General features: G+C 66.6%; 17 protein-coding genes. 5 read left to right on the top strand and 12 right to left on the bottom strand.

The window, feature by feature from the left end; genetic code table 11:
* Positions 1–28: 28 nt before the first annotated feature.
* Complete coding sequence (locus tag BLT73_RS17795) at positions 29–2,059, top strand: Hint domain-containing protein (protein ID WP_090524122.1); 2,031 nt, start codon at positions 29–31, stop codon at positions 2,057–2,059.
* Positions 2,060–2,164: 105 nt separating this feature from the next.
* On the opposite strand, the gene BLT73_RS11980 is transcribed toward BLT73_RS17795, so the two are convergent.
* On the bottom strand, positions 2,165–2,626 hold the full coding sequence (locus BLT73_RS11980) for an Lrp/AsnC family transcriptional regulator (protein ID WP_090524245.1): 462 nt from the start codon (positions 2,624–2,626) through the stop codon (positions 2,165–2,167).
* Positions 2,627–2,736: 110 nt separating this feature from the next.
* On the opposite strand from BLT73_RS11980, the gene putA reads away from it, so the two are divergent.
* A complete protein-coding gene (putA, locus tag BLT73_RS11975) occupies positions 2,737–6,147 on the top strand; it encodes a bifunctional proline dehydrogenase/L-glutamate gamma-semialdehyde dehydrogenase PutA (RefSeq protein WP_090524244.1) in 3,411 nt (1,136 codons plus the stop codon).
* A 161-nt stretch (positions 6,148–6,308) separates the two neighbouring features.
* On the opposite strand, the gene BLT73_RS11970 is transcribed toward putA, so the two are convergent.
* From BLT73_RS11970 to BLT73_RS11920, 11 genes are all read right to left on the bottom strand, one after another.
* Positions 6,309–6,833, bottom strand: a complete 525-nt coding sequence (locus tag BLT73_RS11970) for an outer membrane protein (RefSeq protein WP_090524120.1) — start codon at positions 6,831–6,833, stop codon at positions 6,309–6,311.
* A gap of 301 nt (positions 6,834–7,134) precedes the next feature.
* The gene (locus BLT73_RS11965) at positions 7,135–8,097 is read right to left on the bottom strand and encodes a dihydrodipicolinate synthase family protein (RefSeq protein WP_090524243.1); all 963 of its coding nucleotides are present in this window, start codon (positions 8,095–8,097) and stop codon (positions 7,135–7,137) included.
* Between the two features lie 138 nt (positions 8,098–8,235).
* Positions 8,236–8,940: a GntR family transcriptional regulator gene (locus BLT73_RS11960; RefSeq protein ID WP_090524242.1), complete on the bottom strand. Its 705-nt coding sequence runs from the start codon at positions 8,938–8,940 to the stop codon at positions 8,236–8,238.
* A gap of 67 nt (positions 8,941–9,007) precedes the next feature.
* Positions 9,008–10,036 carry a trans-3-hydroxy-L-proline dehydratase gene (locus BLT73_RS11955; protein ID WP_090524118.1) on the bottom strand — a complete coding sequence of 343 codons (1,029 nt, stop codon included), beginning with the start codon at positions 10,034–10,036 and terminating at the stop codon, positions 9,008–9,010.
* Positions 10,029–11,726: a cis-3-hydroxy-L-proline dehydratase gene (lhpI, locus tag BLT73_RS11950; protein ID WP_090524117.1), complete on the bottom strand. Its 1,698-nt coding sequence runs from the start codon at positions 11,724–11,726 to the stop codon at positions 10,029–10,031. The genes BLT73_RS11955 and lhpI overlap by 8 nt, the downstream gene beginning before the upstream one ends.
* Complete coding sequence (locus BLT73_RS11945) at positions 11,723–12,724, bottom strand: 4-hydroxyproline epimerase (RefSeq protein ID WP_090524115.1); 1,002 nt, start codon at positions 12,722–12,724, stop codon at positions 11,723–11,725. Before BLT73_RS11945 ends, lhpI begins: the two co-directional genes overlap by 4 nt.
* A gap of 4 nt (positions 12,725–12,728) precedes the next feature.
* Positions 12,729–13,958 carry an NAD(P)/FAD-dependent oxidoreductase gene (locus tag BLT73_RS11940; protein ID WP_090524114.1) on the bottom strand — a complete coding sequence of 410 codons (1,230 nt, stop codon included), beginning with the start codon at positions 13,956–13,958 and terminating at the stop codon, positions 12,729–12,731.
* 10 nt (positions 13,959–13,968) lie between these two features.
* Positions 13,969–14,691, bottom strand: a complete 723-nt coding sequence (locus tag BLT73_RS11935; RefSeq protein WP_090524112.1) for an amino acid ABC transporter ATP-binding protein — start codon at positions 14,689–14,691, stop codon at positions 13,969–13,971.
* Positions 14,684–15,337, bottom strand: coding sequence for an amino acid ABC transporter permease (locus tag BLT73_RS11930; RefSeq protein WP_090524111.1), 654 nt, complete (start codon positions 15,335–15,337; stop codon positions 14,684–14,686). Before BLT73_RS11930 ends, BLT73_RS11935 begins: the two co-directional genes overlap by 8 nt.
* A gap of 10 nt (positions 15,338–15,347) precedes the next feature.
* Entirely contained in the window at positions 15,348–16,013 is a 666-nt protein-coding gene (locus tag BLT73_RS11925) for an amino acid ABC transporter permease (RefSeq protein ID WP_090524109.1), read from the bottom strand.
* Positions 16,014–16,079: 66 nt separating this feature from the next.
* Complete coding sequence (locus tag BLT73_RS11920) at positions 16,080–16,889, bottom strand: transporter substrate-binding domain-containing protein (RefSeq protein WP_090524240.1); 810 nt, start codon at positions 16,887–16,889, stop codon at positions 16,080–16,082.
* A 320-nt stretch (positions 16,890–17,209) separates the two neighbouring features.
* On the opposite strand from BLT73_RS11920, the gene BLT73_RS11915 reads away from it, so the two are divergent.
* From BLT73_RS11915 to BLT73_RS11905, 3 genes are all read left to right on the top strand, one after another.
* A complete protein-coding gene (locus tag BLT73_RS11915; RefSeq protein WP_090524107.1) occupies positions 17,210–18,226 on the top strand; it encodes an Ldh family oxidoreductase in 1,017 nt (338 codons plus the stop codon).
* 146 nt (positions 18,227–18,372) lie between these two features.
* Positions 18,373–19,740 (top strand): efflux RND transporter periplasmic adaptor subunit, encoded by a 1,368-nt coding sequence (locus BLT73_RS11910; RefSeq protein ID WP_090524106.1) that lies wholly within the window; start codon positions 18,373–18,375, stop codon positions 19,738–19,740.
* A gap of 33 nt (positions 19,741–19,773) precedes the next feature.
* A complete protein-coding gene (locus BLT73_RS11905) occupies positions 19,774–22,917 on the top strand; it encodes an efflux RND transporter permease subunit (protein ID WP_090524104.1) in 3,144 nt (1,047 codons plus the stop codon).
* Positions 22,918–22,960: the final 43 nt, after the last annotated feature.

The raw sequence follows: 22,960 nt of genomic DNA, 5'->3' as shown, positions 1-22,960 counted from the left end.
CCGTCACGTTTTTGGGGGAGTTCTCCGCATGGCCAGCACGACGTTCCGCATGCTCTATCTCGGCAAGTTCGCCGATCTCGATAATGGTCAGAATAGCTATTCCGGCACCTTGGCGAACAGGGTGATCGGCAGTTCGAATGATCCGGTCTTTGCCCGCAGCACCGAAGTCACGCTGAATGACGGCAATAATGACGGCAACGTCGTTACAGATGATTACAAGCGTTACGGTCCCAATGACAACATCACCCGGACCGTAGGGGGCGTATCGCGCACCTTGGATATTGATTCCGGGGCACTGATCCAGAACGTCCAAATTGTTCAGCTAATCGGCCCAGACACAGTTCGCACCGAGACCGTCACCGTTCGATTGATGCAGGATGTGGACGGCCAACTGTTCCTGATGCCGCCCGCCAAGTCCGGAGCAGGCACCAACGAAGTCAAGCTGACCGATTATCCAATCGTGTCTATCCGATTCCCGGAGGGATCAGGGAACTATAACACCGAGTTCAGCCATGTTTTCTCCAACCGCACCCCCCTTCCCTTCAGCGACGGCTATGTGGACGGCACCGATGCCGGCGAACTGATCGGGGACAAATATTACGACGGTGACGGCGACCTTGTTGACAATGGTGATGCCGTCTTGCCCGGCACAACCGGCGATCAGGACGTCATCCGCGCCGGGAGGGGCAATGACACCGTCTATGCCGGGAATGCCGCGGACAGCGTGACCGGCGGCGAGGGCGATGACGTGCTCTACGGGTATCGAGAGAACGGGTCCGATGATGGCGCGGCCGACACGCTCGATGGCGGCGCGGGGCAGGACGCGCTTTATGGCGGCGGCGGCGGCGACAGCCTGCTGGGCGGCACCGGCCGCGATACGCTCAACGGCGGTGCCGGCAATGACCGGCTGTTCGGCGGCGCCGATGCCGACACGCTGAACGGCGATGCCGGCAATGACACGCTCGATGGCGGCACCGGCAATGATCGGCTCAATGGCGGCAGCGGCGCGGACAGCCTGCTGGGCGGCGACGGCAATGACACGCTCGATGGCGGCAGCGGTGCGGACATGCTGACCGGCGGGTATGGCTATGACCGCTTCACCGCCGGCGATGACGACACGATCAGCGATTTCCGCACCCAGGATCAGCACGACATCACCAACCAGAACCAGTCCGACAACGATTTCGTCGATCTCAGCAGCTATTACAACGAGACCAACCTCGCGCTCATCAACGCCTCGCGCGCCGCGCAGGGCCTGCCCGAATACCGCAACCCGCTGCACTGGATGCGCGCCGACCAGGACGATGACGGGGTGCTGAACGACCTTCAGGGCCAGACCATCAACGGCACGAAGATGCAGGATCTGACCTTCACCCTGCGCGCGGGAGAGGCCCGCGTCACTGGCGACCAGCTCACCTGGGACAACACCAACGTGACCTGCTTCGGCACCGACGCCCTGATCCTGACTGCCGGGGGCGAGGTCGCGGCGGGCGATCTGGCCGTGGGCGATCTGGTCGAGACCCGCGATGCCGGGTTGCAACCGATCCGCTGGATCGGGCGGCGCCACCTGGACGCGGCGACGCTGGCCGCCCATCCGCATCTGCGCCCGATCCGCATCCGCGCCGGCGCGCTCGGCGCGGGGCTGCCGGAGCGCGACCTGATCGTGTCGCCGCAGCACCGGATGCTGGTCCGCTCCAAGATCGCGCAGCGCATGTTCGGCACCGACGAGGTGCTGGTTGCGGCCAAGCAGCTTTGCCGGATCGAGGGCATCGCCCCCGCCGAGGATCTGGCCGAGATCACCTATGTCCATTTTCTCTTCGACGATCATCAGATCGTGCGGGCCAACGGGGCGGAGACGGAATCGATGCATACCGGCGCAGAGGCGATGCGCAGCGTAGGCGCGGCTGCCCGCGAAGAGATCCTGACCCTGTTCCCGGAATTGCGCGACGGCTCCGTGCGCGACCCGGCCCGGACGCTGGCCTCCGGCCGGATGGGGCGCAGGCTGGCCCTGCGCCATGCCGAGAACGGAAAGCCCCTGCTGCAGCCGCACTCGGCCTGACCGGAAACCGGCCCCGGTGGACCGCAACTGCGCGGTCCGCCCGCCCTCCGGCTGACCAACCGGGCCTGCGCACGGGTCCGGCACGGGCAGAGAATGCGCCGTCCGTCAGATCTCCGTCCAGCTCTGCTCCACCACCGCCTCCATCGCGACATAGCTGGTGGTGGCGTGGATATGCGGCAGATCGGAAATCCGCTCGGCCATGATCTGGCGGAAATGCGTCATGTCGCGCGAGCGCACCTTCAGCAGGTAATCGAACCCGCCCGCGATCATGTAGCATTCCTCGATCTCGGCAATCGCGCGCACCGCGTCGTTGAACTCTTCCAGCGCCTTCTGCCGGGTATCGGTCAGTCGCGCCTCGATATAGGTCACATGGGTCAGGCCAAGCTGCAAAGGCGACAGGATCGCACGATAGCCGTTGATCAGCCCCATCTCCTCCATCTGGCGGATCCGCAGCGCCACCGGGGTTTTCGACAGCCCCACCTTCCGGGCCAGCTCGCTGATCGGGATCCTCGCATTGGCCACCAGCTCGGCCAGGATCTTGCGGTTGACGGTGTCGAGCTGCTTCATGGTCAGGATTCCGGCGAAAGAAAGGTCGATCCGACCAGAACTGTGCCCCAATTCAGCCACAAGGTCCATTGCCCATCCGATAAAATGCCTCAACCGACAGGAGGATGACCATGCCAGAGACCGATCTGACCGCCTTCACCACCGACGCCAAGTTCCGCCCCGCAGATGAGGTGCTGGGCGAACTGGTCGATCAGGCCGCGTTGAGCGATGCCGACCGCACCCGCATCTCAGACCGCGCGGCCAAGCTGGTCCGCCGCATCCGGGCCGAGGACCGCCCGACGCTGATGGAACATTTCCTGTCCGAATACGGGCTCTCCACCCGCGAAGGCATCGCGCTGATGTGCCTGGCCGAGGCGATGCTGCGCGTGCCCGACCGCATCACCATCGACGCGCTGATCGAGGACAAGATCGCGCCGTCGGATTGGGGCAGGCATCTGGGCGAGGCGTCCTCCAGCCTCGTGAACGCCTCGACATGGGCCTTGATGCTGACGGGCAAGGTTCTGGACGACGACCAGCCCGGCGTGGTCGGCACGCTGCGCGGCGCGATCAAGCGGCTGGGCGAACCCGTCATCCGCACCGCCGTCAACCGCGCCATGCGCGAGATGGGCCGGCAGTTCGTCCTGGGCCAGACCATCGACGCGGCGCTGAAGAATGCCCGCGAACTGGAAGGCCAGGGCTACAGCTACAGCTATGACATGCTGGGCGAGGCGGCGATGACCCGCGCCGATGCCGACCGCTATGCAAGCGAATACGCCAATGCGATCCGCGCCATTGCGAAATCCTGCGACAAGGAGACCGTGCGCGACAATCCCGGCATCTCGATCAAGCTTTCCGCGCTGCATCCCCGATACGAGGTCGCCCACGAAGACCGCGCCATCGCCGATCTGGTCCCGGTGGTGCTGGATCTGGCCCGCGCCGCCAAGGCCGCGAATATGGGGATGAATATCGACGCCGAGGAACAGGACCGGCTGGTCCTGTCGCTCAAGATCATCGAGGCCGTGCTGTCCGATCACTCGCTCGCGGGATGGGACGGGTTCGGCGTCGTCGTGCAGGCTTACGGCAAACGCGCGGGTCTGGCCATCGACTGGCTGCACGGCCTCGCCACCCGCCTCGACCGCAAGATCATGGTCCGGCTGGTCAAGGGCGCTTATTGGGACACGGAGATGAAGCATGCCCAGGTCCAGGGCCTGCCCGGCTTCACCCTGTTCACCCGCAAGGTGGAAACGGATATCTCCTATATCGCCAACGCGCGGAAGCTGATCGGCTATGCCGACCGCATCTATCCCCAATTCGCCACCCATAACGCGCATACCGTGGCGGCGATCCTCGATATGGCGGGCGATATCGAATATGAATTTCAGCGCCTGCACGGCATGGGCGAGCGCCTGCACGAAATCGTGCTGAAGGAAGGCAATGACCGCCGCTGCCGCATCTATGCCCCGGTCGGCGCGCATCGCGATCTGCTCGCCTATCTGGTCCGCCGCCTGCTGGAAAACGGCGCGAATTCATCCTTCGTGCACCAGATCGTCGATGAAGATGTCCCGCCCGAGGAGATCGCGAAAGACCCCTTTGCCCAGCTCGACACGGCCGAGGCCCCGGCGCTGCTCGCCCGCCCGGAAAACATCTTCGGGCCCGACCGCCGCAACTCGCAGGGCTATGACCTCACCGATGAGGCGACGCTGGCCCGCATCCGCGCCGCAGCCCCCGATCGCATCGCGGATGCCGCGCCGCTGACCGTCTCGCCGCCCACCGGCCAGACCCGGCCCATCACCAACCCCGCCACCGGCGAGATCGTGGCGCAAGTGACCGAAGCCGACGCCCGGACCGCCGCCCGCGCCATCACCGACGCCGCGATCTGGGACGCCCCCCCGGCGGAGCGCGCCGCCACCCTGCGCCGCGCCGCCGATCTTTACGAAGACCACCATGCCGAGATCTTCGCCACGCTGCACCGCGAAGCCGGCAAATCCCTGCCCGACGCCGTTGCCGAGCTGCGCGAGGCGGTGGATTTCCTGCGCTACTACGCGCTGCAGGGTGAGGCCCGCGACGACGCCCCGCGCGGCATCGTCACCGCGATCAGCCCGTGGAACTTCCCGCTGGCCATCTTCACCGGACAGATCGCCGCGGCGCTGATGGCCGGCAATGCGGTGCTGGCCAAACCCGCCGAACAGACCCCGCTCATTGCCGCGCTCGCCACCCGCCTGCTGCATCAGGCCGGAGTCCCCGCCGCGGCACTGCAACTCCTGCCCGGCGATGGCGGCACGGTGGGTGCGGCGCTGACCTCGGATCCGCACATCAACGGCGTGGTGTTCACCGGCTCGACCGACACGGCGCAGATCATCGCGCGCGCCATGGCGGATCACCTCACCCCCGGCACCCCGCTGATCGCGGAAACCGGCGGGCTGAACGCCATGATCGTCGATTCCACCGCACTGCCCGAACAGGCCGTGCGCGACATCGTCGCCTCCAGCTTCCAGTCGGCCGGGCAGCGATGTTCGGCGCTTCGCTGCCTCTATGTGCAGGAGGACGTGGCCCCCCAGATGATCGAGATGCTGAAGGGTGCCATGGACGAACTCGGCATCGGCGATCCGCGCCACCTCTCCACCGATGTTGGCCCGGTGATCGACGCGCAGGCGCAGGACGACATAACAACCTATATTGCCGCGCAGGAGGCCAATCTGCTCCACAAGCGCGACGTGCCCAACACCGGCAGCTTCGTCCCCCCGACGCTCTTGAAAGTGAACGGCATCGCCGATCTGGACCGAGAGATCTTCGGCCCCGTCCTCCATCTCGCGACCTTCAGAAACCGCGATCTGGACAAGATCATCGCCGATGTGAACGCCCGCGGCTTCGGCCTGACATTCGGGCTGCACACCCGCATCGACAGCCGCGTGCAGGAGGTCGCGGATGCGATCCATGTCGGCAATATCTATGTGAACCGCAACCAGATCGGCGCCATTGTCGGCAGCCAGCCCTTCGGCGGCGAGGGGCTGTCTGGCACCGGCCCCAAGGCGGGCGGCCCGAATTACCTGCCGCGCTTCTACGCCCCCGCCGCGCCCACCGCGCAGCCAGCAGGTTTCGGCGGGAAGGCCGATCTCGACGCGCTCCAGAAATCCCTGGACGACGCGCCCGAGCGCGACATTGCCGAAACCCTGATGCCCGGCCCGACCGGAGAGCTGAACCGGCTGATGACCCTCACCCGCCCGCCGCTTCTCTGCCTCGGTCCGGGGCGCGCGGCGGTGGCGGCGCAGGTGAAGGCGGTCGAGGCGCTTGGCGGCCATGCCGTCGCGGTCAACGGCGATCTGGCGCCCGAGGCGCTGACGACGCTGACCGGCTTCTCCGCCGCGATCTGGTGGGGCGACGCGGATCAGGCCCGCGCCTATGCCCAGGCGCTCGCGTCCCGCGACGGCGAGATCAAGGCGCTGATCACCGCCCTGCCCGACCTCGCCCATATCGCGCATGAGCGGCATCTGTGTGTTGATACGACCGCCGCCGGCGGCAATGCCGCGCTGCTGGCGGGTTAGACCGGGACCACGTCGCAAAACGACAAACGCCGCCACGCCTTATCAGCGTGGCGGCCGATTGCTGCAACGGGCGGACGGGTCCGGCTCCATGATCCGCCCGCCTCTGCCTGCGCAATCCGGCGCGCGACCCGACCGGGCCGCGTCGCGCCGGTCCGCGCAGATCAGAACCGCCAGGAGGCGCGCAGCCCGCCGCTCCAGGCCTCCGCATCGACGCCGGAATCGCCGATATCGTCGAACTCATGCTCCAGCAATTCAAGGCTGACCACGCCGCGCGGGCTGACCGCATAGGCGGCACCGATCCCGTAGAAGCTGCCCCAGTCATCGCCCAGACCGTCCACATCCACCTGCGCGGCCCCGGCCGTCGCATAAAGCAGCGTCTGGCCCAGATCATACCCCGCGCTCGCCTTGACCCGCATCACCCGGTCCACGGTGATCGCGCCGGGGGCCAGCTCGATATCCGTCCAGTCATGCTCCAGCTCGCCGCCCAGAACCCAGCGGCCGAGATCGTGGCGATAGCCCGCATGAATGCCGTAGGCCGTCGCGTCCTCCTTGTTGGCCGCGGCACCGGGGTCCACCTCGGCCCGTCCGATCCCCGCACCGGCATAAAAGCCCGTCCATTCCTGCGCCAGGACCGAGCCTGCCGACAGCGCCAGCACGGCCGCCCCCAGGATTACCTGTTTTTTCATCACGTCCACCTTTTCGCATTCACCAGAAACCGTCCCCGCGCGCGCGGGGACGTGAAACGAGACGCACCGGGTCGCAAAAAGTTGACCTCACGGCCGCGCGGGCAGATGACATTTTCGTGAATGCGATATGTCAGCCGCCTGCCGCGCGGCGCGGGTCACAAACGGAACCGGGCGGCGACTACCCAACCGGATCGTCCCTAGACGGCGCGGCTTTGCCCCAACATGAAAAAGGGCGTGCACCACATCGGTGCACGCCCGGTGTACAGGCGGTGTACATTCTGTGTACGCGCTGTGCGGCCCCTCAGGCGGCGTATTTGCGCACCGCCCCGTCCTGCTTCGACCAGTCCGCATACCAGGCGTCGAACAGCTTGAGCTGCGCCTCGGCAAAGCCCTTCTGGCTCTCGCTCAGCGCGTCGGTTTCGTTGAAATTCAGCGCGAATTCGGGATAACCTTTCAACACCATCAGATGCTTGAAATAGAGCACCAGATCCGGCCCTTCATCGAATTTCGACATGGTGGACAGCGCCTCTTCCAGCTCCCGCGCCCGCGACCGCGCCTCGGCATCTCCCCGCGCCGCCGCCTGGCAGAGATTGACCAGATGCAGCACTTCCTTGGGCAGCACGCAGCCGATCCCGGTGATCGCGCCTGTGGCCCCGCAATTGACGAAGCCGTGATAGACGGCGGTGTCCACGCCGATCATCAGCGTCACCTCGTCGTCACGACTTGTAATGTTTTCGGCCGCATAGCTGAGATCGTCATTCCCGCCGAATTCCTTGAAACCGACCAGATTCGGATGCTCGCCCCGCAGGGCGAAGAACAAATCCGCCCGCGTCGCGAAGCCGTAATATGGGCTGTTATAGATGACCGCGGGCAGATCCGGCGCGGCGGCGAGTATGGCCTTGAAATGCGCCTTCTGCGCCGCGATGACCGGCCCGCGCGACAGGACCCGCGGGATCACCATCAGCCCCTGCGCACCGACCTTCTGGGCGTGGCTGGCATGGGCCACCGCGCTTGCCGTGTTGATCGCGCCGGTGCCGACGATGGTGGGGATGCCCGCCTTAACCAGACGCTCGACCCCCTCCATGCGCTGCGCGTCGGTCAGAAGCGGCCAGTCCCCCATCGAGCCGCAATAGACCACCGCCGACATCCCCGCCTCGATCAGCCGCTGCCCCTCGCGGACGAGCCCGTCGAAATCCGGGCCGCGATCCGGCGTGCAAGGTGTCATCAGCGCCGGCACCGTCCCGGAAAAAATCGTCGAATCCATACGCGCCTCCTCAGGCAGATAAGCGAGCGATTCCTGGACGAATCGGCCCTTGACCCAATTCATAATACGCTTTGTATTTTACTTGTCGACAGAAATTTCTACGTCAGCAGCGCCTCCGGCCCGGCGCGCGAACCCGGCCTATAGCGCGATGGGCTGGCGCCGGTCCTCCGCCATCAGGGTCTGGATCTTGCCGACGATCTGGTTGGCGTGCTGCTGTCCGATCCTATCCGCGGCCGCGATGTCGCGCGCCGCGATGGCCGCGATCATCGCCTCGTGCTCGTCGATCACGCTCTGCGGCATCCGGTCGTTATAGGAGGAGTAATAGATCCTCAGGATCCGCCGCCCCTCGTCCAGCAGACGGTTGAACAGGCCGGAATAATAGGGGTTGCGCCCGGCCCGCCCGATGGCGGCGTGGAAGTCGCGATTGCTGGCGATCATGGCAAGCGCGTCCTGATCCGCCACGGCGCGCGCGAAATCGGCCTGGCGGGCGCGGATCTCGTCCAGATCCGCCTCGCTGCGATATTCCGCGGCCAGCCGCGTGGTGACCCGGTACATCAGCGTGATCGCGTCGAAAAACGCGTGCATGTTGAGAAAATCGATATTCGACACGATGGTCGAGCGGTTGGGCAGCGTCGTCACCAGCCCCTCGCCCGCAAGCCGGACAAGCGCCTCGCGGATCGGGGTGCGCGACATCTCCAGCCGCTCGGCAAGCTGGACCTCGTCGATCGGGCTGCCCGGCGGCAAGGTCAGGTTGATGATGTCGTCGCGCAGGATCTCGTAGACGAACCTGACGCCCTCGCCGCGCTTGCGCTCGCCTGGGACCGAAGCGGCTTTCCTGTTCATCGCGTCTCCTTCCGATTGGCGCCGCAGCATAGCGGAGCGCCCTGGCCTTTCCAAATGTCGCACCGGATCATCGCGCCCCCCAGCTGTCACTCAGCCGATAGCCTTCCGGCCAGGGATCGTCGGGGTCGCGCATGTGCTGGTGAATGCCGGTGATCCAGCCCCGGCCTGAGATTTCGGGCAGAATGGCCGGCTGGTCGCCCAGCAGGGTCGTGCCCACGATCCGGCCGCCGAAGCGCGAGCCGATCAGCGATGTGGCCGTCAGGTGGTCGTCCTCGCCCATCTCGCCGCGCGCATGCAGCACCGCCATCCGCGCCGACAGCGCCGTGCCGGTGGGCGAGCGGTCGACCTTGCCCGGCTGGATCGCCACGGCGGAGCTGGTGCTCAGCTCCCGCCCGTCCCGCGCCACAGGACCAGCGAACAGACAGAAGCTGAAATGGCGCCAATCCGGCAGGGTGGGATGGCGGAACGCCATCTGCGCATTGGCCGCATTGGTGATCCGCACCCCGAGCCGAGCGATTTCATGCGCGTTCTCCTGCGTCATGGCGAGGCCGATCTGAAGCGGATCGACGATCACGAAGCTGTCGCCCCCGAAAGCCGTATCGACGCGCAGCCTGCCAAGCCCTTCGACCTCCAGCGTCTGATCCAGCGGGCCGGCGAAGCTGGGCAGGTTGCGCACGAAGATCCGCTGCGCCTTGCCATCGCGGCACTCCGCCCGCACCCGGACAAGACCGCCCGGCGCTTCCAGCGTCAGATGTGTCTCCGGCTCCGTCATCGGGATCAGCCCGCCATCGAGCAGCACCGTCGCGACGCAGATGGAGTTGGAGCCAGACATGGGCGGCGTGTCCTCCGGCTCCATGATGATGAAGGCGGCATCGGCCTCGGGATGTTTCGGCGGCACCAGCAGGTTGACATGGCGGAACACCCCGCCGCGCGGTTCGTTCAGCACGAAGTTCCGCAGCCGCCCATCCTGCGCGATCCAGCGGGACTGCGCCCAGATCGTGTCTCCGGGCGGAGGCAACACGCCGCCGACGATGACATCGCCGACCTCGCCCTCGGCATGGGCAGAGATGACGTGAACGGTCTGCGTGCTACGCATGTGCGGTCCTTTCATCGGGGCAGAGCCAGCCCGGCAAGGTCTGAGCCGCGCGCCCGGTCAATGCGGCGCGAGCGCAATCCGCGAGACTGCCGAAACGCATGGCGCGGCCGGACAGGCCCGGGCCGTAATGGGCATATTTGCCGGAATTCGTCATCACCGTGCGGGCGGCGGGCGGGAAAACCGGTTCGGTGATCGAGCACCAGCATAGATCGGGCAGAACCCGGGCGCCCGAGGCGGCGAGCATCTCGAGCGTGCCGTCAGTGCGCAGGTTAGCGATGGTAGCGCGGCCCGCCGTCACGATCACCTCGGCCACGACCGGCTGCCCCCGCAGAAGCCGGGCAAGATCTTGGCATTCCGTGACCGAGGCATGGGGGCTGCCGATGGCGATCAGATCCACCTGCTCCGGCCCGGCATTAAGCGCCTGCCAGGCCGCCGCCAGATCGGTGCAGCTTATCGCGACCCTGTCGGAATCCGGCGCCGCGGCATCTCCGGCCTCGGGTGTGATGCCATCCACATGCAGCATCGGCGCGGCGGAGGTGGTGCCGAAGGCCGCGCAGAGGGCCTTCAGATCATCGGGGCCGGGCGCCAACGCCGCGAGGCCGGTGAGCAGCGGGATGCGGTCGGGCGCACGCAGCCCGGCAACATAGCCGATGAGCGGCCAGATGCACGGATCGGCACCGGCCGGAATGTCGAACTCCAGCACGCGCCGCGCCCGACGCGCCGCGTCCAGATACACGCCCGCGCGCGGCGCGCGCCCGGTGATGGCGATGCAGAGATCCAGGTAATCGGGATGTTTCGGCGTCCGCGCCGCAAGCACCGAATTGGCGAACACGACCGCGTTGGATTCGGCCCAGGCGATGGCCTCGCCCGGTGCGGGGGGGTCGTCCAGTTGATAGGGCGCGCAGGTGAAGCTGGGTCGGCAGCCCATCGCCGTATAAGCATCGGCCAGCCGTGCCGCCTGCCGACCGAAACCGGGCGGAACCCCCTGCGACTGCCAGTGCTCGCGATCGATCGAAATCGCGTTGATCGTTGTGGGGACCGCGACCCGCGCGCCCCGTTCGGCCATCGTCTCCGCAAAGATCAGGTTGGCCTGATTGGCGAGGATGCAGCCGTCGATATGGCCGCGCGTGACGTCGATCAGGTCGCGCGCGCCTTGCAGTGTCGCCATTCTGAGGATGATCCGCATCGAGACCGCCGCAGCCTCGCCCATGTCACCGCGCAGCATGGCGCGGTCGGTGTCGCTCAGCGCGATTTCGGCCGCGAGCAGATCAGCGGTCGGCAGATCCGGGCCGGCGCCGCAGATTGCGTCGGCGGTGATGCGCAGCCGCGCGGCGGTGGACAGCCGCGCGACATCTGCCGGGTCGGCGCGCAGCACCGGCAGCGACAGGCCGAACATCTCTGCCCCGATCAGCGCACCGAGCGTGGCCACGTCCTCCGGCTCGGAGAAGATCAGCGCGGCGGGGGCGCGGCGGTTCAGCAGCATCTCGAGGATCACGCCCGAGCCGGAGCACGAGCCCCGGCTGGTCGGCATCAGCACCACCTGCCCCGACAGATCCGCGTCATGCGCCTCGTGGTGCGCGTCGATGACACGCGAGGTGGCCGGGTCCACCCCGCCCCAGAAGCTGAGCCCATGCGCCATCGACAGCACGGGGCCCTCCGCCGTGCCGGGCAGAATGCGGGTGACGGTCATGTCACCACGAACCCATGCGCGAACGGGTCGCGGTCGTCGATGAAGATGGTGTTGTAACCGGTCATCCGCGCCCATCCGGCGATGGACGGAATGATGGCGGGGCGGCCGGCGACCTCTGTCGCGGCCTCGACCCGGCCCTTGAAGATCGAGCCGATGATGGATTCGTGGTGGAATTCATCCCCAGGATTCAGCTTTCCCTTCGCCGCAAGCTGCGCCATCCGGGCCGAGGTGCCGGTGCCGCAGGGCGAGCGGTCGATCGCCTTGTCGCCATAGAACACCGCGTTGCGGGCATGGGCGCCCGCGACGGTTGGCTGCCCGGTCCACAGGATATGCGACAGCCCGTTGATGGCGAAGTGTTCGGGATGGGTGAAATCGTACTTCGCGTTCAGCGCCGCGCGCAGCCGGGGCGACCAGGCGATCAGCTCTGCGGCGCTGTGATCGGCCATGTCGCGGAAACGCGCCTGCGGCTCGACGATGGCGTAGAAATTGCCGCCATAGGCCACGTCCACGACGATCTCGCCCAGCCCCTCGACCTCGGCGGTCAGACCCTCGGCATGAAGGAAGCCCGGCACATTGGTCAGGCGCACCTCCTCGACGAAGCGGCCCTCCTGGCGATAGGAGATGTCGACCTTGCCGGCCGGGGTCTCGATCGACAGGCGGCCCGGCTCGCGCGGGTGGATCAGCCCGTTCTCGATCCCCATGGTGATGGTGCCGATGGTGCCGTGCCCGCACATGGCCAGACAGCCCGAGGTTTCGATGAACAGCACCGCCACGTCGCAATCGCGGCGCGTCGGCGGATAGAGGATGGTGCCCGACATCATGTCATGGCCGCGCGGCTCGAACATCAGCCCGGTGCGGATCCAGTCGAACTCGCGCAGGAAATGGGCGCGCTTCTCCAGCATGTCCGCCCCCTCCAGCCGGGGCGCGCCGCCGGAGACGAGGCGGACCGGGTTGCCGCAGGTATGGCCGTCGATGCAGGAAAATGTGTGGGTGGTCATGGCTTCAGAACCGCTGCGGGGAAAACGGGGACAGGTCGATGGCGGCGGGCTGGCCGGTGACCAGATCGGCCACCAGCCGGGCCATGGCCGCCGATTGGGTCAGGCCCAGATGGCCATTGCCGAAGGCATAGGTCACGCGCGGCCCGGCGCGGGACGGCCCGATCACCGGCAGCGTGTCGGGCAGCGACGGGCGGAAGCCCATCCATTGCCGGCCGCCTTCCGGTTTCAGATCGGGCAGGAAGGATTTCGCCTTCTCCAGCATCGCCTGCGCGCGGCGGAAATTCGGCGGCGCATCCAGCCCGCCCAGTTCCACCGCACCGCCGACGCGGATGCCGCTGTCCAGCTTTGTCACCATGAAGCCATGTCCGGCAAATGTGATCTGCACCCGCAGGTCCAGGGCCTCCGGCGGCAGGGTGGTGTTGTATCCGCGCTCCGTCTCCAGCGGAATGCGGTCGCCGAGGCTGCGCGCGATGCGATGGGAGAAGGCGCCGGCCGCCAGCACGACATGGCCGGCCCGGCGCGTGTCGTCGATGCGCACACCGTCGCCATCGAGCCGAAGCGCCGCCACCTCGGCCCGCTCGATGCTGCCGCCGCGTTCGGTGAAACGCTCGGCCAGGGCCAGGGTGTAGGTCTTCGGGTCGGAGATCGACCAATAGGCCGGGGTGAAGGTGCCACCGATGAAGCGCGGGGCAAGCCCAGGCTGGATCTCGTCCATCTCGTCGCGGGTCAGGTGGCGGAACTCGAAGCCGTGCCGGGCGCGCGCCTCCCAGACCGGCTGCGCGGCGCGGAACTCGGCTTCCGTCTCGAAGGGCTGCAGGTTGCCGTATTTGCGCAGCAGATTGCCGTGGCCATTGGCGGCGAGGAACGGCTCCAGCTCGGCCCGCGCAAGGTCGATCAGCGCGGTCTGCGCCTCGGTCGAGCGGCGGACGCGATGCGGCAGGGCGGCGGCGGCGAAGCGCGCCATCCAGGGCGCGATCCGCCACGCATAGGCGGGCGGCACCGACAGTGGCCCCAGCGGGTCCATCAGCCAGCTTGGTGCCTTCAGCAAGGTGGCGGGGGATGCCAGCGGGGTGATTTCCGAGAACGCGAAGCAACTGGCATTGCCCGCCGATGCGCCCGCCGCCGGGCCTTCCCGGTCCAGCACCGTCACGGACAGGCCCCGCGCCTGCAGCGCGAGCGCCGAGGACAGGCCGATCACGCCTGCCCCGATCACGATCACATCGGGCTGCGACATGGGTTTGACCTCAATGCGTGGCGGCGAGGAATTGCTGAAGATTCGGATCCCTGGGCGACCCGAACAATTCGTCCGGCGGGGCGATCTCCGCCATCACGCCCTGATGGAAAAACGCCACCCTATCAGAGACTTCGCGCGCGAATTTCATCTCATGCGTGACGCAGATCATCGTCATGCCTTCGCTGGCCAGCATGCGCAGCGTATCCAGCACCTCGCCCACAAGCTGCGGGTCGAGCGCGGAGGTCACCTCGTCGAACAGCATGTAGCGCGGCGACATGGCAAGCGCGCGGGCGATCGCCATGCGCTGCTGCTGCCCGCCCGACAGCCGCGTCGGATAGACATCCAGCTTGTCGCCCAAGCCCACATGCTCCAACTGCCTGACCGCCATCGCCTCGGCCTCGGCGCGGGACTGTTTCAGCACCTTGCGCGGGGCCAGCATGACGTTTTCCTTCACCGTCAGATGCGGGAAGGCGTTCCATTGCTGAAACACGATGCCGATCTTCTGGCGCAGCTTGTTGATGTCGGTGGACTTGGCGTGAACCTCGGTCCCGTCGACGCGGATCGTGCCGGCATTGATCGGCTCCAGCCCGTTGATGCAGGTCAGCAGGGTCGATTTGCCGGAACCCGAACCGCCGATCACCGTCAGCACCTCGCCATTCTGGACGGTCAGGTCGATCCCCTTCAGCACCTCGAGCGCGCCGAAGGATTTGCGGACATTTTCGATCTCAATCATTGGACCACCGTCGTTCGAGATAGCCGCCGATGCGGGCAATGGGGAAGCTGATGAGGAAGTAGAACGCGCCGCAGATCATCAGCAGGAACAGCGGCTCTTGCAGGCGAGTGATCAGGATCTGCGTGGATTTCAGCAGCTCCGTCACCTGCACGACATAGACGAGCGCGGAATCCTTCATCACCGACAACGCCAGCCCGATCCAGCTTGGAAAGGCCACACGCGTCGCCAGCGGCAGCACGATATGGCGCATGTCCTGCCCCCATGTCATGCCGAGCGAGCGAGAGGCGCGGCGCAGCGTCGGCGGCACGGATTCGATCGCGCCGCGCACGATCTCGGCGCAATAGGCCGAGGTATAGAGCGTCAGCACCAGACAGGCGACCGAGAAGCCGGAGATGCGGATCTTCATCACCGTGCCGATGAAGGCGAAGGTCAGGACCAACTGGATCAGCAGCGGGATAGAGCGGAACACGTCCAGAAAGAAGGTCAAGGGCGCGGCCCAGACCGGACCGACCTGATAGCGGACCACCCCGAAGATGATCCCCAGCACCGTGCCGCAGACCACCGCGATCAGGGTGACAAGGATCGTCATCCCCGCGCCCTGGGCGAGGAACATGACATCGTTGAGGGTCATGGCGGTATCGAACATGGCGCCCTCCTCAATACCGGAACATGCGCCAGGCGATCAGCCGCGTGGCGAGCTGGATCAGCTTGACGATGGCATAGAAGATGACGCCCGCGACGAAGAACAGCTCGAAGGTACGAAAGGTCAGCGCGTTCAGATCCTGGGTGACGCCGTAGAGATCGGTGTTCATCCCGACCGTGACGCCGAGCGAGGTCATCAGCACCGCCCAGACCATCTGGTTCGACATCGGCAGGAAGGCGATGCGCAGCATCTGCGGCAGCACGATATGGCGAAAGGCCTGCAATTCGCTCATCCCCAGGGACCGGCCGGAACGGGCCTGGGTGTCGGGAATGGCTTTCAGCGCGCCGCGGAAATTCTCGGCCAGATAGCCCGCATTGTTGAAGGTGATGCCGATCAGCAGCGAGGTCCAGGGGCTGAAATGGATGCCGAAACTGGCGACACCGAAATGCGCCATGTAGATCTGGAACAGCGCCGGGGTGTTGCGCGCCACCTCGACCCAGGCCTGCGCGACGCCGCCGAGGATGCGGTTGCCCGACAGGCGGAACAGCGTCAGCATCACCGCCAGCACGATGCCGATCACCATCGACAGCACCGCGATCTGCATGGTGACGAGCGCGCCTTCCAGCATCTCCGGCAGGCGGGCATAGACCTGCTTCCACTGGAACGTGTAGTTGAACATGACCGCCTCCGTCCGGGACACGAAACGGGCGGCACGGCGGATCGCCGCGCCGCCCCGGTGGCGGTCTTAGCGGTAGACGCCCTGGATCGTCAGATCGGCCGGCTCGCCCTCGCCCACCCATTTCTCATACAGCTCGGCATAGCGCCCGGTGCGCACCTGCTGGTTGATGAACAGGTTCATGTAGTCGATCAGCCCGTATTCGCCCCGCAGCGTGATCAGGCCGACATAGTCGGGCACCATCGGCGCCTTGTCCACGATCTTGATGCCGTCGTAATTGCCCGACGCCACATTCGCCTCGGCCACCTCGACGGTGGAGACGGTCGCGTCAAGCTGACCCTGGCTCAGCGCCAGGAACACATCGGCCTGGTTCTGGTAGGGCCGGAATTCCCCCTCGCCCCATTCGTCGATCTTGCCCTCCAGCCAGATCGCTTCATAGGTGCCGGCGGTGGCGCCGACGGTCTTGCCCTGCAGGTCTTCCCAGCTCGACATCTCGACGCCCTCATTGGCGACGACAGCGTTTTCAAACGCATAGTAAGGGATGGTGAAGCCCACGGTCTTGGCGCGCTCCAGGGTATCTGAGGTCGAGGCGACGGCCACGTCCACCTGGCCGGAGACGAGCGCCGGAATCCGCTCGGGGAAGGTGGTTTCGACGACTTCCGCCTCGACGCCGAGCGCCGCGGCCAGGTCGTTGCAGTAATCCACGTCGAAGCCCTGCGGCTCGTTGTTCTCGTCGCGCGACCCCATGGGGGGGAAGTCGAGCACCACCGCGCAGCGCAGCGTGCCCGACGCGATGATGTCGTCCAGCTTGTCGGCGAAGGCGGGCCCGGTCAGCGCGGTGGCGGAGACGGCGGCGATGGTAAGCGTTGAGATTTTCATATCTTTTTCTTCTCCCTGTCTGGTATTCGAATCCATATGAGACGATTCCATGGGATTTTTATCCGCTGCCGGCGATCGAAAAGCAAATATTAAATACAAGTTGTATGCAAAACCCGGGCGGGGCGGCGCGGGTTCTTCGCCCTTCCTCTCACGCGATACCACAAGGCAAGACGCCCGCGGCGATGCTGTGAAATCTGACCGGCCGCAGGACGCGGCGGATGGACAGCACGCCGCCGGAGTGTTCCGCGCGGACCGCTTGCGGGTGCTGCATACATCAAGTATACAAAACAGGCAGGCAGTCATCCGAAGGGAGTTACCTGATGCCGCGACCGACCCGGCTGAGCATCGCCGCCCTGACTGAAATCGTCACCGGAATCTTCCTGCGCGCCGGGCTGAACGACATCCAGGCGCGCAGCGTCGCCGCCACCATCGTCGCGGGCGAGCGGGACAATTGCAAATCCCACGGCATCTACCGCATCGCGGGCTGCCTGCGGACCATCGAGGCGGGCAAGGTGGACCCGGCCGCCGAGCCCGAATTGCAGCATGATGGCGGCCCGCTGATCCGGGTGAATGCGGGCGGAGGATTCTCGACCGCCGCGTTCTCGGTCGGCGCGCCGGTGCTGGCGGAACAGGCCGCTGCGCAGGGGATTGCGGCGCTTGTCATCAATGATTGCACACATTTCTCCGCGCTGTGGCCCGAGATCGAGACGCTGACCGAAGCCGGGGTCGCGGCGCTGGCGATGTGCCCGAGCTACGCCGCCGTGGCGCCGTCGGGCGGCACCGCGCCGCTTTTGGGAACCAACCCCTTCGCCTTCGGCTGGCCACGCCCCGGACGGCATCCCTATGTGTTCGATTTCGCCACCTCCATCGTCGCGCGGGGCGAGATCGAGCTGCACCGACAGGATGGCCGCACCCTGCCCGAAGGCTGGGCGGTGGATGCGGAGGGCCGGCCCACCACCGATCCCCATGCGGCCCTGGCCGGTGCGATGCTGCCCTTTGGCGGGCACAAGGGATCGGCGATCTCCACCATGATCGAGCTTCTGGCGGGGGCGATGATCGGCGATCTGACAAGCCCCGAGGCGCTCGGCGCGCTTGGCAGCACGGCGCTTTTGCCCGCGCATGGCGAGCTCATCATTGCCATGTCGCCCGCGCGCTTTGCGGCCGGACGGCCCGGCGATCCCTTTGCGCGGGCCGAGCGCCTGCTGGACGCCATTGCCGGACAAGGCGCAAGACTGCCCTCGGAACGCCGCTTTGCCGCGCGCGCGGCGGCGATGCGCGACGGCATCGCGCTGAGTGCCGAGGAAATGGCGATGCTGGAGGAGTTGCGCGCAGGCTAGAGCCGCTTTCCGCCGCGTCCGGCGGGCCGAACCCGCATTGAAGACCCCGGTGTTCTGGCCTAGATTGCACGCTATCGTGATTGCGCGACCGATCATTTGTCAGACTTCGTGATCGCTTTGCGGATCCCCGGAAACGGTTGGAAAGTATGAACTCTTCGCAAAAACTCCTGCGCGCGGGCGCGCTCCTGTGGCTGATTCTCGCCGGACCCGCCGCAGCGCAACAGCCGGGCGGGGGCGAGGCGCCGCCGCCTGCGGTGACGGTGGTCACGCTTTCGGCCGAGGATGTGGTGCTGACCGCGTCGCTTCCCGGACGGGTGCTGGCCTCGGCCGAGGCGGAACTGCGCCCGCAGGTCAACGGCATCATCACCGAACGGCTGTTCGAGGAAGGCAGCGTGGTCAGCGCGGGCGATCCGCTCTACCGGATCGACCCGCGCAGCTACGAGGCGGCGGTGGCGCAGGCGGAGGCGGCGCTCGCCCAGGCCACGGCGCAGGCCGATGCCGCCACCCGCGAGGCCGAGCGCGTGGCCGCCCTGCGCGACCGCAGCGTGGCCAGCCAGCAGACCGAGGACAGCGCCATCGCCGCGCGCGATGCCGCGCAGGCCGCGGTGAAGGCGGCCGAGGCGCAGTTGGAGGCGGCCCGGATCGATCTGGACCGCACCACCATCACCGCCCCGCTCGATGGGGTGATCGGTCTTGCCCAGACCTCGCAGGGTGCGCTTGTCACGGCCAGCCAGGCCACGCCGCTGGCGGTGATCCGCCGCATCGACCCGGTGCAGGTGGACGTGACGCAATCCGCCGCCGACATCATCCGCTGGCAGCGCCAGGGCGATGGCGCGGCACTGGCGAACGGCGCGGCCCGCACGGTCAGCCTGCGGCTGGCAGATGGCACGGTCTATGAGCAGACCGGCTCGCTGACCGGGGCCGAGCCCCATGTGGACGAGACCACCGGCGTCGTGACGCTGCGCATGGAATTTTCCAACCCGGACAATCTGTTGCTGCCCGGAATGTATGTGCTGGCCGACATCCCGCAGGCCGAGTTGTCCGGCATGATCCTCGCCCCGCAGGAAGGCGTCAGCCGCGACCGCCGCGGCCGGCCCATCGCCTATGTCGTCAATGCCGAGAACGTGGTCGAGCAGCGCATGCTGGAGATCGTGCAGGATCGCGGCAGTGACTGGGTGGTGCGCGAGGGGCTGAGCGATGGCGACCGCATCGTCGTGGCCGGGACGCAGCGCATCGCGCCGGGCGTGACCGTGACACCGGAAGAGCGGCAGGAAGACGGTGAGGACACAGACGGCCAAGGCGCAGCAGGCGCAGAGGCCGGTGCGGCGCCACAGCCCGAGGCGACGGAGCCCGCGCAGGATGGGACGGACGCCGATCAGGCCGCACAGCCAGAAAGCGCAGCGGAAGAGGCCGCCCCGGACAGCGCGCCGCAGGACACGTCGTCTGCTCCCGACGCCGCCGCAGGCGACGCTGCCGCCTCCCCCGAAACCGACGCCGCGCAAGCCGGGAACTGACCCCGGCGCGCAGGGACCAACGAAGGCTCGCATATGGCCCGTTTTTTCATCGATCGACCGGTTTTCGCCTGGGTCATCTCGATCATCATCATGGGGATCGGCGTCTTGTCGATCCTGTCCCTGCCGGTCGCGCAATATCCGCAGATCGCGCCGCCTTCGGTGACCATTCGGGCCAATTATCCGGGCGCCTCTGCGGAAACCGTCTCCAACACCGTGACCCAGGTGATCGAGCAGCAGATGACCGGGCTGGACGGGATGCGCTACATCTCCTCCAGTTCGACCTCGGCGGGGTCGTCCTCGACCACGCTGTCCTTCGAGACCGGCACCGATGTCGATATTGCGCAGGTGCAGGTGCAGAACAAGCTGAGCCAGGCGACCTCGCTTCTGCCCGAGCCGGTGCAGCGGCAGGGGATCACCGTCGAAAAGGCCACCTCGGGGTTCCTGATGGTGATCGGGCTGATCGGCAACGAGGATTACGACGACGCCGATCTGGCCGATTACATGGTCACCAACCTGGTTGACGATCTCAGCCGGATCGAGGGGATCGGCTCGGTCCAGGTGTTCGGCGCGCAGTACGCGATGCGGATCTGGCTGGATCCGTCCAAGCTCGCCGCGTTCGAGATGAGCCCGTCCGACGTGGTGGCGGCGGTTTCGGCGCAGAACACGCAGATCTCGGCGGGTGCGTTCGGCGCGCTGCCGGCGGTGGATGGGCAGCAGCTCAACGCCACGGTCACCGCGCAATCGCTTCTGTCCACGCCCGAGGAGTTCCGCCAGATCGTGCTCAGGGCCGAGGAGAATGGCGGGCTCGTGCTGTTGCAGGACGTGGCGCGGGTGGAGATCGGCGCGGAATCCTATGTCGCCAACGCCACCTATAACGGCCGCCCCTCCTCCGGCATGGCGCTGAGCCTGGCGCCCGGCGCCAACGCGCTCGACACCGCCGAGCGGGTGAAGGAGCGGATGGAGGAATTTGCCCAGTTCTTCCCCGAAGGCGTCGAATATGTCATCCCCTTCGACACCTCGCCTTTCGTCGAGATCTCCATCGAGGAAGTCGTCAAGACGCTGATCGAGGCGATCGTGCTGGTCTTCGTGGTGATGTATGTGTTCCTGCAGAACTGGCGCGCGACGCTGATCCCGACGCTTGCCGTGCCCATCGTGCTGCTGGGGACGTTCGGCATCATGGCGGCGTTCGGATTTACCATCAACACGCTGACCATGCTGGCCATGGTGCTGGCCATCGGCCTTTTGGTCGACGATGCCATCGTGGTGGTGGAAAACGTCGAACGCATCATGGAGGAGGAGGGGCTGGACCCGCGCGAGGCGACGCGGAAATCCATGGGCCAGATCACCGGCGCGCTGATCGGCATCGCGCTCGTTTTGTCGGCGGTGTTCGTGCCGATGGCGTTCTTCGGCGGCTCGACCGGGGTGATCTATCAGCAATTCGCCATCACCATCGTCTCGGCCATGGCGCTGTCGGTGGTCGTCGCGCTGACGCTGACCCCGGCGCTCTGCGCCTCGATGCTGAGGCCCAGCCACGGCAAGCGGGGCGGTCTGTTCGGGCTGTTCAACCGCGGCTTCGACAAGACGACCAACGGATATACCGGCGCGGTGGGCTGGCTGGTGCGTCGGCCGCTGCGGATGCTGCTGGTCTATGCCGGTCTCGCCGCGGTGATGGTGCTGCTGTTCATCCGCACGCCGCAGGGTTTCCTGCCCGAGGAGGATCAGGGCATCATGTTCGTGCTGATCCAGGCCCCGACCGGGGCCACGGCCGAGCGCACCCAGGCGGTGGTGGATGACGTCCAGAATTATTTCCTGACCCAGGAATCGGAATCGGTCGAATCGATGTTCAGCGTGGTCGGCTTCAGCTTCGCCGGTCAGGGCCAGAATGTCGGCATGGCCTTCGTGCGGCTGAAGGACTGGGAGGAGCGGACCGACCCCGCCCAATCGGTGCAGGCCATCGCCGGCCGCGCCTTCGGCGCGTTGAGCCAGATCCGCGACGCCATGGTGTTCCCCGTGGTGCCGCCGGCGGTGATCGAGCTGGGCAATGCATCGGGCTTCGACTTCTATTTGCAGGCACGCGGCGGCCAGTCCCACGAACAGCTTCTTGAGGCCCGCAACCAGTTCCTCGGGATGGCGGCGCAGAGCCAGTTGATTACCCAGACCCGGCCCTCCGGGCTGGAAGATGCCAGCCAGTACCGGCTGGACATCGACTGGCGTCGGGCAGGCGCGATGGGCGTCAGCGCCACCGATGTCGCCAATCTTCTGCAAATCGCCTGGACCGGCCGCTATGTGAACGATTTCGTCGATCGCGGCCGGATCAAACGGGTCTATGTCCAGGGCGAGCCGGACAGCCGCGCCACGCCGAGCGATCTGGAGAAATGGCGGGTCCGCAACGCGGCGGGCGGGCTGGTGCCTTTCGCCAATTTCGCGGAAGGGGACTGGACCTTCGGGCCGCAGGGGCTGAACCGCTATAACGGCGTGCCGTCAATGCAGATCCAGGGCAGCCCGCAGCCGGGCGTCAGTACCGGCGACGCGATGGCCGAGGTCGAGAATATCGCCGCGCAACTGCCCGACGGCTTCAACGTCGCCTGGACCGGCCTGTCACTCGAGGAGCGCGAATCCGGCGACCAGACGATGCTGCTCTATGCGTTGTCGCTGGCGGCGGTGTTCCTGTGCCTCGCCGCGCTCTACGAAAGCTGGTCGATCCCACTCGCGGTCATCCTGGTCATGCCCATCGGCATTCTCGGGGCGCTGATCGGGGCAAATCTGGGCGGGTTCGACAATGGCGTGTTCTTCCAGGTCGGGCTGCTGACGGTGATCGGCCTGACCGGCAAGAACGCGATCCTGATCGTGGAGTTTGCGCGCGAGCAATCCGTGGCCGGCGTGCCGCTCTACCGGGCGGTGGTCGAGGCGGCGCGGCAGCGTTTCCGCCCGATCATCATGACATCGATCGCCTTCTCGCTCGGCGTCACGCCGCTGGTGCTGTCGTCAGGGGCGGGTGCCGCGGGCCGGAACGCCATCGGCTCGACCGTGCTGGGCGGGACTATCATGGCGACGATCTTCGGCATCCTGTTCGCGCCGCTCTTCTATGTGCTGATGCGGCGTCTGCTGGGCCGCAAGGACAAGTTCGACGATGCCGAGCCCGGAACCGCACCTGACGCGCAGCCTGCACGCGCCTGACGGGTGAAGGTTGAAGGACCAGACAAGACGGACCGCGAGCGCC

It is taken from the genome of Paracoccus isoporae, assembly GCF_900101865.1.
Lineage (GTDB): Bacteria > Pseudomonadota > Alphaproteobacteria > Rhodobacterales > Rhodobacteraceae > Paracoccus > Paracoccus isoporae.
The sequence above is the reverse complement of the archived record's forward strand: the minus strand, read 5'-3'. Positions and strand labels throughout refer to the sequence as shown.

Bases quoted from the DNA above. Each gene is read 5' to 3' on its own strand.
- BLT73_RS17795 (WP_090524122.1), top strand. From the start codon at position 29: ATGGCCAGCACGACGTTCCGCATGCTCTATCTCGGCAAGTTCGCCGAT.
- BLT73_RS11980 (WP_090524245.1), bottom strand. From the start codon at position 2,626: ATGAAGCAGCTCGACACCGTCAACCGCAAGATCCTGGCCGAGCTGGTG.
- putA (WP_090524244.1), top strand. From the start codon at position 2,737: ATGCCAGAGACCGATCTGACCGCCTTCACCACCGACGCCAAGTTCCGC.
- BLT73_RS11970 (WP_090524120.1), bottom strand. From the start codon at position 6,833: ATGAAAAAACAGGTAATCCTGGGGGCGGCCGTGCTGGCGCTGTCGGCA.
- BLT73_RS11965 (WP_090524243.1), bottom strand. From the start codon at position 8,097: ATGGATTCGACGATTTTTTCCGGGACGGTGCCGGCGCTGATGACACCT.
- BLT73_RS11960 (WP_090524242.1), bottom strand. From the start codon at position 8,940: ATGAACAGGAAAGCCGCTTCGGTCCCAGGCGAGCGCAAGCGCGGCGAG.
- BLT73_RS11955 (WP_090524118.1), bottom strand. From the start codon at position 10,036: ATGCGTAGCACGCAGACCGTTCACGTCATCTCTGCCCATGCCGAGGGC.
- lhpI (WP_090524117.1), bottom strand. From the start codon at position 11,726: ATGACCGTCACCCGCATTCTGCCCGGCACGGCGGAGGGCCCCGTGCTG.
- BLT73_RS11945 (WP_090524115.1), bottom strand. From the start codon at position 12,724: ATGACCACCCACACATTTTCCTGCATCGACGGCCATACCTGCGGCAAC.
- BLT73_RS11940 (WP_090524114.1), bottom strand. From the start codon at position 13,958: ATGTCGCAGCCCGATGTGATCGTGATCGGGGCAGGCGTGATCGGCCTG.
- BLT73_RS11935 (WP_090524112.1), bottom strand. From the start codon at position 14,691: ATGATTGAGATCGAAAATGTCCGCAAATCCTTCGGCGCGCTCGAGGTG.
- BLT73_RS11930 (WP_090524111.1), bottom strand. From the start codon at position 15,337: ATGTTCGATACCGCCATGACCCTCAACGATGTCATGTTCCTCGCCCAG.
- BLT73_RS11925 (WP_090524109.1), bottom strand. From the start codon at position 16,013: ATGTTCAACTACACGTTCCAGTGGAAGCAGGTCTATGCCCGCCTGCCG.
- BLT73_RS11920 (WP_090524240.1), bottom strand. From the start codon at position 16,889: ATGAAAATCTCAACGCTTACCATCGCCGCCGTCTCCGCCACCGCGCTG.
- BLT73_RS11915 (WP_090524107.1), top strand. From the start codon at position 17,210: ATGCCGCGACCGACCCGGCTGAGCATCGCCGCCCTGACTGAAATCGTC.
- BLT73_RS11910 (WP_090524106.1), top strand. From the start codon at position 18,373: ATGAACTCTTCGCAAAAACTCCTGCGCGCGGGCGCGCTCCTGTGGCTG.
- BLT73_RS11905 (WP_090524104.1), top strand. From the start codon at position 19,774: ATGGCCCGTTTTTTCATCGATCGACCGGTTTTCGCCTGGGTCATCTCG.